Below are 16503 nucleotides of genomic sequence, written 5' to 3'. Positions count from 1 at the left end.
ATATGAAAATTGTTATCGCCCCCGATTCATTCAAGGAGAGCCTCAGCGCCATGGCGGTGGCCGATGCCATCGAGGCCGGATTCAAGCAGGTGTTGCCGGATGCCACCTACGTCAAATTGCCGATGGCCGATGGCGGCGAGGGGACGGTGCAGTCCCTGGTGGACGCCACCGGTGGCCGCATTCTGCCCTTCTACGTGACTGCTCCCCTTGGCAACAAGGTACAGGGCTTCGTCGGTCTGCTGGGGGATGGCGAGCGCGCGGTCATCGAGATGGCGGCGGCCTCCGGCCTGCATCTGGTGGCGCCTGAGTTGCGCAATCCGCTGCACACCTCCAGCAGCGGTACCGGCGAGCTGATCCTGGCGGCCCTCGACATGGGGGTGAAGCATCTGATCCTCGGCATCGGCGGCAGCGCCACCAATGACGGCGGTGCCGGCATGATCCAGGCGCTCGGCGGCAAGCTGCTCAAGCGCGACGGCACTCCCATCGCACCGGGCGGCGCTGGTCTGGCCGAGCTGGCCACCATCGATCTGAGCGGGCTCGATTCACGCCTCGCCAAGATCACCATCGAAGTGGCCTGCGACGTGGACAACCCGCTGTGCGGGCCGAAAGGGGCCTCCGCCGTATTTGGTCCGCAGAAGGGGGCGACCCCCGCGATGGTGGCGCAGCTGGACGCCAACCTGGCCCACTACGCCGACTGCATCGAGCAGGCGCTTGGCAAGCAGGTGAAGGAGATTGCGGGAGCGGGTGCCGCCGGTGGCATGGGGGCGGCCCTGGTGGGTCTGCTTGGCGCCGAGCTCAAACCCGGCATCCAGATCGTCATCGAGGCGCTGAAACTGGCCGAGGCGGTGGCCGATGCGGATCTGGTCATCACCGGCGAGGGACGCATCGACAGCCAGACCATCCACGGCAAGACGCCAATCGGTGTCGCACGCTGCGCCAAGCAGTTCGGCAAGCCGGTGATCGGCATTGCGGGCTGCCTGACCGACGATTACGGCGTGGTGCATGAGCACGGGCTGGATGCGGTGTTCGCCGTGGTCAACCGTGCCATGTCGCTGCCGGAGGCGCTGGCCACTGCCACTACCAACCTGCAGCTCACGGCCCGCAACGTGGCGGCGCTCTATCTGCTGCGACCCTGACTCTCTTCTGGCCGGTGCCTGGCGCCGGCCAACCCCGCCCCGTGTCGCGGTGACGACCTGCCCCGCTGCAGGTCTGCCCGAAACACCTTGCCGATCAGATGATCGGCTTTTTTCATTATCCTGCTGTATAGCCTGTGCTTTTCTGCGGTTTCTGTATTCTGGCCGCCGACTTTGCGGCATAGTGATCCCCCATAGTACAAGGAGCAACCCATGATCTTGCTGACCCTGGGGGTACTGCTGTTTACCCTGATCCACCTCTATCCCTGCTTCGCAGGCGCCCATCGGGCCCGCTTGCGCGAGCGGCTGGGGGAGAATCGCTACAAGGGACTCTTCTCGTTGCTGGTGTTCATCGCCATCGCCTGCATCATCGCCGGCTGGCGCACCGCCAGCCCCCTGCCGCTCTATTTTCTGCCCGCCTGGGGACCGACCCTGATGATGGCGGTCATGCCCATCGCCCTGATCCTGTTCTGCTCCGGCCAGGGGCCCAACCACCTGCGGCGCTGGCTGGTGCATCCCCAGTTGCTCGGCACCCTGCTCTGGGCCGGCGCCCACCTGGCGGTCAACAGCGAGGCCCGCTCCCTGGTGCTGTTTGGCGGCATCGGCCTGTGGGCGCTGGTGAGCATCGTCTGGATTTCGGTGCGGGACTGGCAGCGCCATCCCCGTCCGGCGGCCAACTGGTATGGCACCGGGCTCAGCGTGGGGGCCGGGCTGGCGCTCACCGCCCTGCTGATCTTCTGGGGGCACGGCATGCTCACCGGCATCCCCCTCTATTGAGCGGGTGAACCGGCCGGCGTGCCCGCGCGTATGTCACTCATCTGTCTGACAGGAGTCGCTCGATGAAATGGATCATGTTGTTGCTGACACTCGGGGCCGGGGCGGCCGTCGCCGCCTGCCCGGACTACTTCAACGTGGAGATGCGGGAGCTCAACAGCACCCAGCGCCACAACCTCTGCCAGCTGACCGAGGGCAAGGTGGTACTGGTGGTCAATACCGCCTCCTACTGCGGCTATCGCGGCCAGTTCCGGGATCTGGAGACGCTCTATCAGACCTACAAGGAGAAGGGATTGGTGGTGCTCGGCTTCCCCTCCAATGACTTCTGGCAGGAGGCGGGGGAGGAGGGCAAGACAGCCTCGGTCTGCCGACGCGATTACGGGGTGACCTTCCCCATGTTCAACCGGATCGCCGTACGCGGGGCCGATGCCAGCCCGCTTTACCGGGGGTTGGCCACGGCGGCAGGCGAAGCGCCGGGCTGGAACTTCCACAAATACCTGGTCGGCCGTGACGGCAAGCTGGTCGCGAGTTATGGGGCGAACCAGAATCCGGCGGACGATCCCCTGCAAAAAGAGGTCAAACGGGCGCTCGGCCTTTAGCGCTACCCCGCGGCGGGCGGCTCTGGAATAATGGGGGTCCGCTCTTCTCTCTGGTAATCCCGTGCTGCAACGTCTGCCCCAAATGGTGATCTTCGATGCCCTGGTCCGTGAACAGGGCATCTCGGCGGCCGCCCGGCGGCTCGGGGTCTCCAAATCCCACATCAGCAAACAGCTGGCCCAGCTGGAGACCGAACTCGGTGCCCAGCTGGTGCAGCGCACCACCCGCCGCTTCTCTCTCACCGAGCTCGGCCAGGAGTATGCCCGCCACTGCCGCGCCCTGGTGGCGGTGGCGCTGGAGGCGGACTCCATGGTGGCGGAGCGGCGCGGCAAGGTGAGCGGCATCCTGCATCTGGGGGTCGGCCAATCCTTCGGCCGGCTGCACGTGATCCCGCGCCTCAAGGCGTTTCAGGATCGCTACCCCGAGCTGGAGCTGGAGGTCTCGCTGTTTGATCACCGCACCAACCTGGTGGATGAGGGGCTGGATCTCTGGATCACCACTTATGAGGACAAACCCGAGGCCCTGGTGGGGCAGCGGCTGGCGGACATTCACTTCGTGCTGGTGGCCTCGCCGGACTATCTGCTGAGCCACGGCACCCCGCTGCACCCCAGAGACCTGGCTCAGCACAACTGTATCACCTATCAGAGCCGGGAGCGGCGCTACCACGAGTGGTCGTTTCGTCAGGGCAAGGAGCGCCAGACGGTGCAGGTGGCCGGCAACTACCGGGTGGATCTGGCGGAGGCGGTGCGCGACGCCGCCCTGGCCGGGCTCGGCATTGCCTACGTGGCCAACTACCTGCTGGACAAGGAGTTGCAGTCCGGCCAGCTGATCCCGCTGCTGCCCCAGTGGCGGCCTAACCAGAAGATGGCGGTGCACGCCGTCTATGCCAGACGTGAGCACCTGGATCCCAAGATCCGGCTGTTCATCGACTTCCTCAAGGAGAGCTTCGGTCCAAATCCCTACTGGGAGCAGCGGCTGGCCCCCTGGCTTGGTGGTAAATTGTCCGGCACCGAGGAATAATCGTTTCCATATAAGAACACTGGCTTTCGCTTGAAACCAAAATCGAGTCAAATCAGCCAGTTGCCGCAACCGGTATCGTGCAAACGTTTTTGCTAACAGGGCTGTAACCAAGTGGACTTGCAGTGGCGAGGCCGGGAGCGCAGAATCCGCGCCCATCTTTCGCCCCACCTGATGGAGTCCCTATGATTGCCCTGCTCGGCATCCTGAGCATTCTGGCCGTGGCCACGCTCTGCTCTGATAATCGTCGTCGTATCCCGTTGCGAACAGTGGGCCTGGCCCTCTGCCTGCAGATCCTCTTCGCCGGCCTGGTGCTCTGGCTGCCCGCCGGTCAGCACGTGCTGAACGGGGTGAGCGAAAGCGTCAGCAGCGTGATCGGTTACGGTCAGGAGGGGATCGCCTTCCTGTTCGGCGATCTGGCCAAGTTCAAGCTGGGCTTCATCTTTGCCTTCAACGTGCTGCCGGTCATCATCTTCTTCTCCGCGGTGATCGCCATCCTCTACCACATCGGCCTGATGCCGAAAGTGATCGCCCTGCTTGGCGGCGGCCTGCAGAAGCTGCTGGGCACCGGCCGCGCCGAGAGCCTCTCCGCCACCGCCAACATCTTCGTCGGCATGGTGGAGGCGCCGCTGGTGGTCAAACCCTATCTCTCCAAGATGTCCGACTCCCAGTTCTTCGCGGTGATGAGCTGCGGCCTCGCCTCCGTGGCCGGCGGTACCCTGGTGGGTTATGCCAGCATCGGGGTCGAGCTGAAATACCTGATCGCGGCGGCCTTCATGTCGGCGCCTGCCGGTCTGGCCATGGCCAAGATCCTGGTGCCGCCTGCCGCCGAAGAGCAGGACCATCATCAGGACGTGGTGATCCCGCGCGCCACCAACGTGATTGAAGCCGCCGCCGATGGCGCCATGTCCGGTCTCAACATCGCGGTTGCCGTGGGGGCCACTCTGCTGGCGTTCGTCGGGGTGATCGCCATGCTCAACGGCCTGCTGGGCTGGGCCGGAGACCTGGTGGGGCTGGAGCTGAGTTTCCAGATCATCCTGGGCTGGCTGTTTGCGCCCGTCTCCTGGCTGATCGGTATCCCCTGGGAGCAGGCTCAGGCTGCCGGCGCCCTGATCGGGACCAAGATAGTGGTTAACGAGTTCGTCGCCTTCATCGCCCTGGTACAGGACCAGACCCTGAGCGAGTCGAGCAAGGCCATCGTCACCTTCGCCCTGTGTGGTTTCGCCAACATCTCTTCCATGGCGATCCTGATCGGTGGCCTGGGTGCCATGGTGCCGGAGCGCAAATCCTTCATCGCCCGTTACGGCATGCGCGCCATCCTGGCGGGTGTGCTGGCGAACCTGATGAGTGCCTCGCTGGCAGGCTTGTTCCTCGCCCTCTGATTGACCCTGAAGCTAGCACCTTCCGGTCAGAGCCCGCTTCGGCGGGCTTTTTTGTGGCCGTTTGCCGGCAAAAAAAAAGCGCCTCAGGGAGGCGCGGGGAAAAAGACAGATTGGAAGCGTCACATGGGTGCCACTTGAATGAGGGATGAGCCATGCCATCCAAGTGTGAAGCCATGATGCCTGATGCTGTCTGAAGCCCTTCTGAGGCGATTCTTCATACTATGTTCATTTTGCTAAACGCAATACGGGCTGGCTGGTCAGGGAGTCAGCACAAAGTGATCGGCAGTCTGCTGTTCCAGCGCCAGCAACCAGCGTTTGATGGGGATGCCGCCGGCATAACCGGTCAGCTCGCCGCTGCGGCCGATCACCCGGTGACAGGGCACTATGATGCTGAGCGGATTGCGGCCATTGGCGGCCCCCACCGCGCGAACCGCCTTGGGATTGCCGATGGCCTGGGCTATCTCGAGGTAGCTGACGGTTTCGCCGTAGGGAATGTCGCCCAGGGCGCGCCACACCGACTGCTGGAAAGGGGTGCCCCGGGCGGCGAGCGGCAGATCGAAGCGGTGCAGGCGACCGGCGAAGTAGGCCGCGAACTGTTCGATGAAGGGGGCCAGCGCCTGATCGTCGCGCTGCCACTCGTCGGTCGGGGTCACCGGCTGCTCGCCTAGCACGAACTCCACATAGCGCAGCCCGTCCCGGTCGATGGCGATGAGCAGGGGGCCGTGGGCGCTGTCGCAAAAACTGAATTTCATTCTGTCATCCTCGGGCGTTGGGCAAGGGCCCGGCTAGTCCACTACCGGCTTGCCGCGGGTCGATTTTATCTCCCCCTTGCGCTTCTTGGCATCGACCCGCTTGCGCTGGGAGCTGCGGGTCGGCTTGGTGGCATGGCGGGCCTTGGGGCGCCAGGCCGCTTTCTTCAGCAGCTCCACCAGACGGTTCATCGCCTCCTTGCGGTTCATGTCCTGGCTGCGGTGGGTCTCGACCCGGATCATGATGAAACCGTCGTGAACCCGGCTGTCGCTCAGCTTGTCGAGCCCCTCCTTGTAGAGCGGGGTGAGGCTGGGGGAGTTGCGGTAATCGAAGCGCAACCAGACGGCGGAGTCGGTCTTGTTGACGTGCTGGCCACCGTTGCCCTGTGCTCGCATGGTCTGGAATTGCAGTTCATGCCAGGGCAGGGTAACGCTGTTGGAGATGACTAACATACTGCGGTGCTCTTGTTTGGTGCATCGGCTGTGGCTGGCTCAGCTTGGTGCCTCATAATGGGGCGAGATGCGCTCCCTTGGTGATGCCGGGAGAGTCCTGCTCCAGGCCTAAATGCTATCTTTTTGAAATTAAACAATAAAAAGACTTGGCACAAGAATTGATTCCCCATTCATGACATACCATGGATTGGGAGCAACCAGATGAAGCTGATTACTGCGATTATCAAACCCTTCAAGTTGGACGACGTGCGCGAAGCCATCGCCAACCTGGGGGTCGAGGGTCTGACCGTGTCCGAGGTCAAAGGGTTTGGCCGCCAGAAGGGGCACACCGAATTATACCGGGGAGCCGAGTATCAGGTCGACTTCCTGCCCAAGGTAAAGCTGGAGATAGCGACGGCCGACGACAATGTCGAAGGGGTGATCGAGGCGATCTGCAAGGCCGCCTATACCGGCAAGATCGGTGACGGCAAGATTTTCGTCTATGACCTGCTGCAGGCCGTGCGCATTCGAACCGGTGAGAGCGACGACGAGGCGCTCTGATCGCGCTGGATGGGGCGAATGATCGGTACGTTGTCGCTGATTGACTCCATGGTGGGGCCGGATAGGATTCTATCCGGCCCCTTTGTTTGAACAGGGTTTAAATATGTGATCCCGCCACATCAGGATTTCTTGATCCGGCTGTCGAACTCAATGCAAAATGCAAACAGCAATGGTTCTCACTCGATATAGCAACTCAAGGAATGGATGATGAAAATGAAGATGTTGGCACTGGCTTTCTCTGCGTTGGCGGCTCAGTCGGCATTGGCGGCAGGGGAGGTGAATGTCTACTCCAACCGGCAGGATGAGCTGATCAAGCCCATCATCCAGCAGTTCGAGAAGGAATCGGGCATCAAGGTCAACGTGGTGTTTGCCAAAGAGGGGCTGAACGAGCGTCTGGAGCGGGAAGGCAAGCTCTCCCCGGCCGATCTGATGCTGACCGTCGACATCAGCCGGCTGACCGATCTGGTGGACAAGGGGCTGGTGCAGCCGGTGGACAGCAAGATCCTGCAGGAGAACATCCCCGCCATCTATCGTGATCCGGACAACCGCTGGTTCGCGCTGACCACCCGGGTGCGCGCCATCTATTCCAGCAAGGATCGTCTCGGCAAGCTCGATACCATCAGCTACGAAGATCTGGCCAAGCCTGAATTCAAAGGAAAAATCTGCACCCGCAGCGGCAAGCATGAGTACAATGTGGCGCTGGTCTCCTCCATGATCGTCCATCACGGCATGGCCGAGACCAAAACCTGGCTGGAAGGGGTCAAGGCCAACCTGGCGCGCAAACCGCAGGGTAACGACCGGGATCAGGTCAAGGCGATCAAGGATGGCATCTGCGACCTGTCGCTCGGCAACAGCTACTATCTGGGCGCCATGTTGAAAGATCCGGCGCAGAAATCCTGGGCTGATGCCGTCTACATCAACTTCCCGAACCAGGCTGACCGCGGTGCCCACGTCAACGTGAGCGGCGTGGCCATGACCAAGTATGCCAAGAACAAGGCAGAGGCCCAGAAGCTGATGGAGTTTCTGGCTGGCGACACCGCCCAGCACATGTATGCGGACGTGAACGCCGAATATCCGGTCAAGGCCGGGGTCGAGCCTTCCGCCATGGTCAAGTCCTGGGGCAGTTTCAAGTCTGACGCGCTACCGGTCAGCGATTACGCCAAGCACCGCAAGGACGCCTTGCAGTTGCTGGATGAAGTGAAGTTCGACTTGTAATTCAGATGGGGCCAATGGCCCCATCAACCTCTGTGGTCTCATGAAAAATTGTGGATGGATTACCGGCAGCTGGGTTACCGCCCTGCTGCTGGCTTTGCCGGTGCTCGCCCTCGTCTTCTCAGCCTTCTCGGCTGAGGGGGAGCTGTTTCGCCACCTCGCCGATACCGTGCTGCTCGACTATCTGGCCAATACCCTGGGGCTGGTGGTCGGCGTGGTGCTGCTCAGCCTGCTGTTTGGTGTGCCAACCGCCTGGCTGGTAGCCATGTGTCAGGTGCCGGGGCGGCGTGCCCTGCAGTGGGCCTTGATGCTGCCGATGGCGATGCCCTCCTATATCGTCGCCTACGTCTATACCGACCTGCTCGACTACTCGGGCCCGCTACAGGCCGGGTTGCGCGCCCTCTTTGGCTGGAACAGTCCGGCCGATTACTGGTTTCCGGCCATTCGCTCCCTTGGCGGCGCTGCCTGGGTGCTGGCACTGGTGCTGTTCCCCTATGTCTATCTGCTGACCCGCGCCTCCTTTCTGGAGCAGTCAGTCAGCCTCATTCACTCCAGCCGCCTGCTCGGCTGTACCCCGTGGCAGAGCTTTCGTCGCCTCAGTCTGCCGCTGGCGCGCCCCGCCATCATGGTGGCGGTGTCGCTGGTGGCCATGGAGACGTTGGCCGATTTTGCCACTGTCCACTTCTTTGCCATCAACACCCTGACCACGGCGGTCTACGACACCTGGCTCGGCTACGGCAGTCTGGCCACTGCGGCCAAACTCTCCTGCCTGATGCTGCTGGCTGTGGTACTGCTGATCGCGCTGGAGCGCCGCTCGCGCAGTCGGCAGCAGGTGTTCCAGAAGTCGATGGGCCATGAGCAGCCGCTGCGCTATCCGCTCAAGGGGATGAGTCGTTGGCTGGCCGGTCTCTGGTGCTGGGGGCTGGTGCTGGCCGGTTTCGGCCTGCCGTTCGTCATCCTGCTCGATTACGGGGTGCGCTACTTCGAGTTGTCGTGGACACCGGAGTTCGTTCGCTTTGCCGGTAACAGTTTGCTCATCTCGGCGCTGACCGCCCTGCTGGCGATGGGGATTGCCCTGCTGCTCGGCTTCTGCCGCCGCCTTGATGGCGGTTTCAAGAGTCTGCTGTCGTTGCGTATTGCCGCCATGGGCTACGCCATGCCGGGTACCGTGCTCGCCATCGGGGTGCTGGTGCCGCTCACCGCCCTCGATTTTGCCATCAATGATCTCGCCGAGTGGTTGGGGCGTCAGGGGCCGGGGCTACTGCTGACCGGCACCATCACTGCGATCGTGTTCGGCTATCTGGTGCGCTTCGTGGCCATCGCCATCGGCTCGGTGGAGAGCAGCATGGGCAAGATCTCCCCTAGCCTCGATATGGCGGCCCGCTCTTTGGGGCAGGGAGATGGGGCCATGCTGCGGCGGGTCCATCTGCCGCTGGTGCGCCGCGGTCTGTTTGCCGGCGCCATGCTGGTGTTCATCGAATCCATGAAGGAGCTGCCCGCCGCTCTGCTGCTGCGGCCGTTCAACTTCGATACCCTGGCGACCCACGTCTACCAGTTCGTCTCGGACGAGATGCTGGAGCGCGGCGCGCTGGGTGCCATCGTCATCGTGCTGGTGGGGCTGTTGCCGCTGATCTGGGTCAACCGCACTCTGGACAGTCCGGGCCACTGAGTCGCCACGTCGACCAATGAAATTGCATGTGGTGTGCTGAAAAAGGCAGTGCGCCGCCAGAAACGAGAGGAAGTCAGCCTTGTCCTGTTTGCAGGTTGAAAATGTCAGCTGCCGTTACAACGGCCGCAATGTGCTGGAACAATTGTCTCTGACTGTGGCAGACAACGAGATCGTCTGCCTGCTGGGAGCGAGTGGCTGCGGCAAAACCACGCTGCTCAAGGCCATCGCTGGCCTGCTGCCGCTGGCAGAGGGGACGATCCGCCTCGGCGATACCATGCTCGACGGGCCGGGTGCCAGCGTGCCGCCCGAGGCGCGCAATATCGGGATGATCTTTCAGGATTACGCCCTCTTTCCCCACCTGACGGTGGCCGACAACGTCGGCTTCGGTCTGACCAAACTCGAGCGTCGTGCCCGCCAGCAGCAGGTGGACGAGGCGCTGGCGCTGGTCAATCTGCAGGGGCTGGGGGATCGCTATCCGCACCAGCTCTCCGGTGGCCAGCAGCAGCGGGTGGCCATCGCCCGGGCGCTGGTGTGCAAGCCGCGGCTGATGCTGCTGGATGAGCCCTTCTCCAACATCGATACCCAGGTGCGGATGAAGCTGATCCTCGAGATCCGCGCCCTGCTCAAGCAGCAGGGGATCGGCGCCATCTTCGTCAGCCACAGCAAGGAGGAGGCGTTCGCCTTCGCCGACCGGCTGGCGCTGTTTCGCGCCGGTCACATCGAGCAGGTGGGCCAGCCGGAGCAGCTCTATCGCCGCCCGCAAAACCGCTTCGTGGCGGAGTTTCTCGGCGGGGTCAACTATCTGGCCGCCGAGGTGGTGGACTGCCACTGCGTGCAGACGGCGCTCGGGGTTATCTGTGGCAGCGAGCCCCATGGCCGGGCGGTGGGCGAGCAGTTGCAGCTGATGCTCAGACCCCAGCAACTGCTGCTGGAGAGTGCCGCAGATGGCGAGCTCAAGGTGGTGGAGCAGCAGTTCCTCGGCCACCACTGCCGGGTGCTGTTCGAGAGCGGCGAGCTGCGGCTGGAGGCGAGCATCGGCGAGCCGCTGGAGGGCACGCGGGCGCGGGTCAGGGTGACGTCTCACGCGCTGGTGTTGTTTGACCCTTTACCCTGAACGCGTGATATCGTCGTGAAATCAATGAACTGGAACCGCGCTGGTTTATAATCGCGCAACGCTAACCGCCCATATCGCCAATGTCTGTTCAGGGGAGAGATATATGAAAGCCCAAGCCGGGATCTGTGCCGAGCCCAATCTGCACGCCCTCTATCTGATGTTCAACCGCACCGGTGACGCCGCCGAGCTGGTGGCCCGTCTGGCCAGGTTGCCGGCCCTGTGGGAGGCGGTGGCCGCCGATTTCCCCGCTGCCGGCTTCAGCGGTCTGGTCGCCGTCGGTGCCGATGCCTGGGATGGCCTCTATCCTGCTGCCCGTCCGCCCCAGTTCCGCGGCTTCATGGCGCAATCCGCCAACGGCCAGGAGGCTCCCAACACTCCGTTCGATCTGTTCGTGCAACTGCGCGCCGATCGGGTCGATGTGCTGCATCACGCCGGTCAGCGCGTGATGGCTCTGCTGGCCGGGCTGGTGGAGCTGGCGGAAGAGGTGCGCGGTTTTCGCAACCTCGACTGCCGCGATCTGACCGGTTTCGTCGACGGCACCGAGAACCCGCAGGATGAGCACCGCGCCGAAGTGGCGCTGCTGGACGGCGGCGAGTTTGCCGGTGGCTCCTACATCCACGTGCAGCGCTGGGTCCACGCCATGAGCGACTGGGAGAAGCTGGCACTGAAGGAGCAGGAAGACATTATCGGTCGCACCAAGGTCGACAACATCGAGTACGAGTCGGCCGACAAGCCGCTGACCGCCCACATCAAGCGGGTCAACCTCAAGACGCCGAAGGGGGAATCCATGGAGATCCTGCGCCAGAGCATGCCCTGGGGCACCATGACCGAGCAGGGGCTCTACTTCATCTCCTGCTGCCGCACCCCGCAGCATTTCAACGCCATGCTGGCCAGCATGTACAAGGGGGAGGGCAGTCACTTCGATCACCTGCTGCGCTTCACCAAAGCGGTGACTGGCGCAGCCTTCTTCGCCCCTTCAGAAGATTTTCTGGTGGCGCAGGGCAAATAAGGCTCTCCCACCCGCAGATAACAAAAATCCCGGCCTTGGCCGGGATTTTGCGTTATGGCGGCACCGCGATGAGGCGGCGGCAACCATTACGGCGTCTGTTCGAACAGCTCGAGGGCGGAGAGGTAGAGCTCTTCGATGTCGGTGTCGCTGGTCGGGGTGATGAAGATGGTGTCGTCACCGGCGATGGTGCCGAGGATCCCTTCGGCCTTGCCGAGGGAGTCTAGCAGGCGGGCGATCAGCTGGGCCGCACCCGGGCTGGTGTGGATCACCACCAGGGCACCGTTGTGGTCGACATCCAGCACCAGATTCTTGAGCGGGCTGGAGGTGGTGGGCACGCCCAGTTCCACCGGCAGGCAGTAGACCATCTCCATCTTGGCATTGCGGGTGCGAACAGCGCCGAAGCGGCTCAGCATGCGCGATACCTTGGACTGGTTGATGTTTTCGAAGCCCATCTCTTGCAGGGCAGTCACTATCTCTGCCTGGGAGCCAAATCGTTCTTCTTTCAGCAAGGCTTTAAAGGCCTTGGCCAGTTTTTCTTGCTTGTCGTTATGCTTCATCTTGGACTCACGAATGAGGAGGTTTGGCTGCCTGTCACGCTCAGGCGGCAGATATGAACAGCGTGCCCATTTTGCATTCATATGCCTATTTTTGCAAGGAAGCGGCGCTTGTTCTGCATATTGATTCAAATATAGCTTGCATCCACCCATGCCAGCGTTAGAATCAGGACGAAATTTTGAAAACTTATTCAATTGGGCTGTATGGGTATTGAATTAATCGGTATCGAAAAATCCTGGCACAAGGTGCCGGTACTGCAACAGGTCAGCTTTCGGACCGCTCCCGGTGAGACCTTGGTGCTGCTGGGTCCGAGCGGTGCCGGCAAGAGTTCTCTGCTGCGCATGATGAACCTGCTGGACACCCCGGATGCCGGTATTCTGCGCATCGGTGAAAGTGAATTTTCTTTCCCGTCCAGCCTCTCCACCGCCGAGTTCAACCGCCAGACCCAGGCGCTGCGGCGCAAGGTGGGCATGGTGTTCCAGCAGTACAATCTGTGGCCCCATCTCACCGTGATGGAGAACCTCATCGAGGCGCCGGTCAAGCTGCTCGGCATGAGCAAGGCGGCGGCCATGGAGAAGGGGGGCTATCTGCTGGCCCAGCTGCAACTGGCGGACAAGCGCGACGCCTGGCCGGCGCGGCTGTCCGGCGGTCAGCAGCAGCGGGTGGCCATCGCCCGTACCCTGATGATGGACCCCCAGGTGCTGCTGTTTGACGAGCCGACCGCTGCTCTCGACCCCGAGATCACCAAGGAAGTGGCGGAGATCATCCGCAACCTGGGCCAGACCGGCATCACCCAGGTGGTGGTGACCCACGAGGTGGAGTTTGCCCGCAAGGTAGCCAGCCAGGTGATCTATCTGGAGAAGGGGCGGATCATCGAAGCCGGTTCCGCCGCCATTTTCCAAGCCCCGCAAACCAGCCGGTTTGCCGAATTCTTGATGCATTGATATTCAAATCGATAAGGAAGCTGTCATGAAAAAGAGTCTGTTGCTGGTCGCCGCCATGGGCCTGCTGAGCACCTCGGTGCTGGCCAAGGAGATCAAGTTCGCCACCGAGGCCACCTACGCGCCGTTCGAATACCTGGACGACAAGAACGAGTTCCAGGGTTTTGACATCGATCTGGCCCGCGCCATCTGTGAACAGGCCAAGCTGGAGTGCAGCTTCCACAACCAGGCTTTCGACAGCCTGATCCCCAGCCTGAAATTCCGTCGCTATGACGCCGCCATCGCCGCCATGGACGTGACCCCGGAGCGGGCCGCCCAGGTCGATTTCTCCGACATCTATTACCAGAACTCCGCCGTGTTCGTGACCAAGAAGGGCGCCTTCAAGGGGCCGGAAGAGCTGGTGGACAAGACCGTCGGCGTGCAGAACGGCACTTCCCATCAGTCCTATCTGGTGGACAACTGGGTGAGCAAGGGTCTGCTGACCGTGCCCTACGCCAGCTACCAGAGCGCCTTCCTCGACATGATGAACGGCCGCACCGACGGCGTGTTTGCCGATACCGCGGTCGCCGCCGACTGGCTCAAGCAGCACAAGGAGTATGCCGTGATCGGCACGCCGGTGACTGACGCCAAGTACTTCGGTACCGGTTTTGGCATCGCGGTGGCCAAGGGCAATCAGGAGCTGCTGACTCAGCTGAACAAGGGGCTGGCCGACATCAAGGCCAACGGCACCTATCAGAAGATCTACGACAAATATTTCGCGCACTAAGCCATGTTGAGCCTGTTGTTGGATGCAGCCTGGATGACCCTCGGGCTGGCCCTGGCATCCCTGGTCGGGGGCATGGTGCTGGCGCTGGCGTTCAGCGCCGCCGAACTGAGCAAGCAGCGTGCTCTGGTGTGGCCGGTGGCCACCCTGACCACGCTGATCCGCGGCTTGCCCGAGCTGCTGGTGGTGCTGTTCATCTACTTCGGCTCGACCCAGGTGCTGTTCCTCATCACCGGCGAGTACGTGGAGTTCAGCCCGTTCGCCTGCGGTGTGCTGGCGCTCTCCCTGCTGTTCGCCAGCTACGCCACCCAGACCCTGCGGGCCGCCCTCAATGCGGTGCCCGCCGGGCAGCGGCTGGCGGCACTGGCGCTCGGCCTTGACAAGCGTCACATCTTCTTTCGCATCGTGCTGCCCCAGGCGTGGCGGCACGCCCTGCCGGGGCTCGGCAATCAGTGGTTGGTGCTGCTCAAGGACACCGCACTGGTCTCCCTCATCGGGGTGAACGAGATGATGCGCCAGGCTCAGATGGCCTCGGCCAGCACCTATCAACCCTTCACCTGGTATGCCGCGGCGGCCCTCATCTACCTGGCCATCAGCCTGGTGAGTGAGTTTGGCTTGAAGCAGGCGTCCCGTTACACCCGCCGTTACGGAGGCTGATCATGCAGGATTACCTGATGACCTTGCTGGGTGGCCTGGCGATTACCCTGCAACTCACGGCATTCAGCCTGCTGCTCGGCGTACTGATGGCGGCTGCCATGACCTGGGTGCTGGAGCGCCGCATTCCGGTGGCGACCCAGCTGGTGCAGCTGTGGGTGCTGATCTTCACCGGCACGCCGCTGCTGATCCAGATCTTCCTCATCTACTACGGGCCGGGCCAGTTTGCCTGGCTCAAAGAGGGGCCGCTCTGGCCGCTGCTCAAGCAGCCTTGGTTCTGCGCCGTGCTGGCGCTCGGCTTCAATACCGCCGCCTACTCCACCCGGCTGTTCAAGGGGGCGCTCGATGCCATCCCGGCCGGTGAGGTAGAGGCCTGCCGCGCGCTCGGTTTCTCCGCCAGCCAGACTTTGTGGATGAAGGTGCGTCACGCCGCCCGGCGGCTGGTGCCCGCCTACTCCAACGAGGTGATCCTGGTGCTCAAGGGGAGTTCGCTCGCCAGTACCATCACCATCATGGATGTGATGGGGCTGGCCCAGCGCCTCAATGCCCAGACCTATGACACCCTGGCGGTGTTCACCGTGGCCGGTGCCCTCTACCTGACCATGAACGGATTGTTAACAATTGGTTTTCGTTGGTGTGAACGCAGGGCGTTGGCCTTTCAGGGCTGAAGTCGGTAGATCTACCTATTAATGGTGAGGGGAAGTGCAGGAAATCTGTGCTTCCCCTCCAATTTTTTGCATTTTCCCCCATTTTTATTCGCCGCCTGTTTATTGGCTCACAGAACCTGTGATTACAACTGTTATCAGATTGTTTTTTAGGGGGGGATCCTTTAAGGTTGGGCGCACAACAAGAAACAACCTTAAACCTACGCTTAAACATGGAGTTGATCATGAAAGTTGCCGTTCTGGGTGCCGCCGGTGGCATCGGCCAAGCCCTCGCTCTGCTGTTGAAAAACCGTCTGCCTGCGGGTTCCGAATTGAGCCTGTATGACATCGCTCCGGTGACCCCGGGCGTGGCGGTCGATCTGAGCCATATCCCGACTGACGTGAAAGTAAAAGGTTTCTGCGGTGAAGATCCGAGCCCGGCTCTGGTCGGCGCCGATGTCGTGCTGATCTCCGCCGGCGTGGCTCGCAAGCCCGGCATGGATCGTTCCGACCTGTTCAACATCAACGCCGGCATCGTCAAGAATCTGGTGGAAAAGTGCGCCGCCTCCTGCCCGAAAGCGCTGATCGGCATCATCACCAACCCGGTCAACACCACGGTCGCCATCGCCGCCGAAGTGCTGAAGAAAGCCGGTGTCTATGACAAGCGTCGCCTGTTCGGCGTCACCACCCTGGACGTGATCCGTGCCGAGACCTTCGTGGCCGACGCCAAGGGTTTGAACGTCGACAAGGTGCGCGTCAACGTGATCGGTGGCCACAGTGGCGTGACCATTCTGCCGCTGCTCTCCCAGATCGAAGGTGCCAGCTTCACCGCTGACGAAGTGGCCGCCATGACCAAGCGTATCCAGAACGCCGGTACCGAAGTGGTGGAAGCCAAGGCCGGTGGCGGTTCCGCTACCCTCTCCATGGGCCAGGCTGCCTGCCGTTTCGGTCTGTCGCTCATCAAGGGTCTGCAGGGTGAAGCCAACGTCATCGAGTGCGCCTACGTGGAAGGCGACGGCAAACACGCCACCTTCTTCGCGCAGCCCATCCTGCTTGGCAAGAACGGTGTCGAAACCGTGCTGGACTACGGCAAGCTGAGCGCCTTCGAACAAGAGGCGATGGATGGCATGCTGGCCACTCTGAAAGCCGATATCCAGCTGGGTGTCGAGTTCGTCAAGTAAGGCGTCCGGATGGACAGCAAGGGGAGCTTCGGCTCCCCTTTGTCGTTATGGTGACGGATGCAGGCGGCGCCGGCCTAAGGGGATGCCACCGGCTGCCGATAACAGGGTGCTGCAGG

Annotated in this window: 18 protein-coding genes; 15 read left to right on the top strand and 3 right to left on the bottom strand. The window is 62.2% G+C overall.

Going from position 1 to position 16503, the window contains the following annotated elements; genetic code table 11:
* Positions 1-2 precede the first annotated feature (2 nt).
* The 5 genes from OKB87_RS05425 (at position 3) to OKB87_RS05405 (ending at position 4903) form a co-directional block, all read left to right on the top strand.
* Complete coding sequence (locus tag OKB87_RS05425) at positions 3-1136, top strand: glycerate kinase (RefSeq protein WP_039214270.1); 1134 nt, start codon at positions 3-5, stop codon at positions 1134-1136.
* Positions 1137-1346: 210 nt separating this feature from the next.
* On the top strand, positions 1347-1910 hold the full coding sequence (locus OKB87_RS05420; RefSeq protein WP_017409007.1) for an NnrU family protein: 564 nt from the start codon (positions 1347-1349) through the stop codon (positions 1908-1910).
* Positions 1911-1972: 62 nt separating this feature from the next.
* On the top strand, positions 1973-2506 hold the full coding sequence (locus OKB87_RS05415; RefSeq protein ID WP_017409008.1) for a glutathione peroxidase: 534 nt from the start codon (positions 1973-1975) through the stop codon (positions 2504-2506).
* A gap of 82 nt (positions 2507-2588) precedes the next feature.
* Complete coding sequence (locus OKB87_RS05410; RefSeq protein ID WP_016349403.1) at positions 2589-3524, top strand: LysR family transcriptional regulator; 936 nt, start codon at positions 2589-2591, stop codon at positions 3522-3524.
* A 182-nt stretch (positions 3525-3706) separates the two neighbouring features.
* The gene (locus tag OKB87_RS05405; RefSeq protein ID WP_011704612.1) at positions 3707-4903 is read left to right on the top strand and encodes a NupC/NupG family nucleoside CNT transporter; all 1197 of its coding nucleotides are present in this window, start codon (positions 3707-3709) and stop codon (positions 4901-4903) included.
* Between the two features lie 257 nt (positions 4904-5160).
* On the opposite strand, the gene OKB87_RS05400 is transcribed toward OKB87_RS05405, so the two are convergent.
* Positions 5161-5655 (bottom strand): methylated-DNA--[protein]-cysteine S-methyltransferase, encoded by a 495-nt coding sequence (locus tag OKB87_RS05400; protein ID WP_270826717.1) that lies wholly within the window; start codon positions 5653-5655, stop codon positions 5161-5163.
* A 33-nt stretch (positions 5656-5688) separates the two neighbouring features.
* Positions 5689-6105 carry an alternative ribosome rescue aminoacyl-tRNA hydrolase ArfB gene (arfB, locus tag OKB87_RS05395; RefSeq protein ID WP_011704614.1) on the bottom strand — a complete coding sequence of 139 codons (417 nt, stop codon included), beginning with the start codon at positions 6103-6105 and terminating at the stop codon, positions 5689-5691.
* Positions 6106-6306: 201 nt separating this feature from the next.
* Between arfB and glnK the strand changes: the two genes are divergently transcribed.
* From glnK to OKB87_RS05370, 5 genes are all read left to right on the top strand, one after another.
* The gene (glnK, locus tag OKB87_RS05390) at positions 6307-6645 is read left to right on the top strand and encodes a P-II family nitrogen regulator (protein ID WP_011704615.1); all 339 of its coding nucleotides are present in this window, start codon (positions 6307-6309) and stop codon (positions 6643-6645) included.
* Between the two features lie 207 nt (positions 6646-6852).
* A complete protein-coding gene (locus tag OKB87_RS05385) occupies positions 6853-7860 on the top strand; it encodes a Fe(3+) ABC transporter substrate-binding protein (protein ID WP_270826716.1) in 1008 nt (335 codons plus the stop codon).
* A 40-nt stretch (positions 7861-7900) separates the two neighbouring features.
* Positions 7901-9526, top strand: a complete 1626-nt coding sequence (locus tag OKB87_RS05380) for an ABC transporter permease (RefSeq protein WP_270826715.1) — start codon at positions 7901-7903, stop codon at positions 9524-9526.
* 79 nt (positions 9527-9605) lie between these two features.
* Entirely contained in the window at positions 9606-10640 is a 1035-nt protein-coding gene (locus OKB87_RS05375; RefSeq protein ID WP_270826713.1) for an ABC transporter ATP-binding protein, read from the top strand.
* A gap of 103 nt (positions 10641-10743) precedes the next feature.
* The gene (locus tag OKB87_RS05370) at positions 10744-11649 is read left to right on the top strand and encodes a Dyp-type peroxidase (protein WP_060390416.1); all 906 of its coding nucleotides are present in this window, start codon (positions 10744-10746) and stop codon (positions 11647-11649) included.
* Positions 11650-11735: 86 nt separating this feature from the next.
* Here OKB87_RS05370 and argR read toward each other — a convergent pair whose 3' ends face one another.
* Complete coding sequence (gene argR, locus OKB87_RS05365; protein ID WP_005308670.1) at positions 11736-12206, bottom strand: transcriptional regulator ArgR; 471 nt, start codon at positions 12204-12206, stop codon at positions 11736-11738.
* 201 nt (positions 12207-12407) lie between these two features.
* Here argR and OKB87_RS05360 point away from each other — a divergent pair, with 201 nt between their 5' ends.
* The 5 genes from OKB87_RS05360 (at position 12408) to mdh (ending at position 16387) form a co-directional block, all read left to right on the top strand.
* Entirely contained in the window at positions 12408-13148 is a 741-nt protein-coding gene (locus OKB87_RS05360; protein ID WP_077095888.1) for an ATP-binding cassette domain-containing protein, read from the top strand.
* A 25-nt stretch (positions 13149-13173) separates the two neighbouring features.
* Positions 13174-13911, top strand: a complete 738-nt coding sequence (locus OKB87_RS05355; protein ID WP_011704620.1) for a transporter substrate-binding domain-containing protein — start codon at positions 13174-13176, stop codon at positions 13909-13911.
* A 3-nt stretch (positions 13912-13914) separates the two neighbouring features.
* Positions 13915-14565, top strand: a complete 651-nt coding sequence (gene artQ, locus OKB87_RS05350) for an arginine ABC transporter permease ArtQ (RefSeq protein WP_270826709.1) — start codon at positions 13915-13917, stop codon at positions 14563-14565.
* 2 nt (positions 14566-14567) lie between these two features.
* Positions 14568-15230 carry an arginine ABC transporter permease ArtM gene (artM, locus tag OKB87_RS05345; protein WP_039214261.1) on the top strand — a complete coding sequence of 221 codons (663 nt, stop codon included), beginning with the start codon at positions 14568-14570 and terminating at the stop codon, positions 15228-15230.
* Between the two features lie 221 nt (positions 15231-15451).
* Positions 15452-16387, top strand: coding sequence for a malate dehydrogenase (mdh, locus tag OKB87_RS05340; RefSeq protein WP_043166264.1), 936 nt, complete (start codon positions 15452-15454; stop codon positions 16385-16387).
* Positions 16388-16503 lie beyond the last annotated feature (116 nt).

Origin of the sequence: Aeromonas sp. Y318-1 (genome assembly GCF_027706125.1) — a bacterium.
Taxonomy (GTDB): domain Bacteria; phylum Pseudomonadota; class Gammaproteobacteria; order Enterobacterales; family Aeromonadaceae; genus Aeromonas; species Aeromonas hydrophila.
The sequence above is the reverse complement of the archived record's forward strand: the minus strand, read 5'-3'. Positions and strand labels throughout refer to the sequence as shown.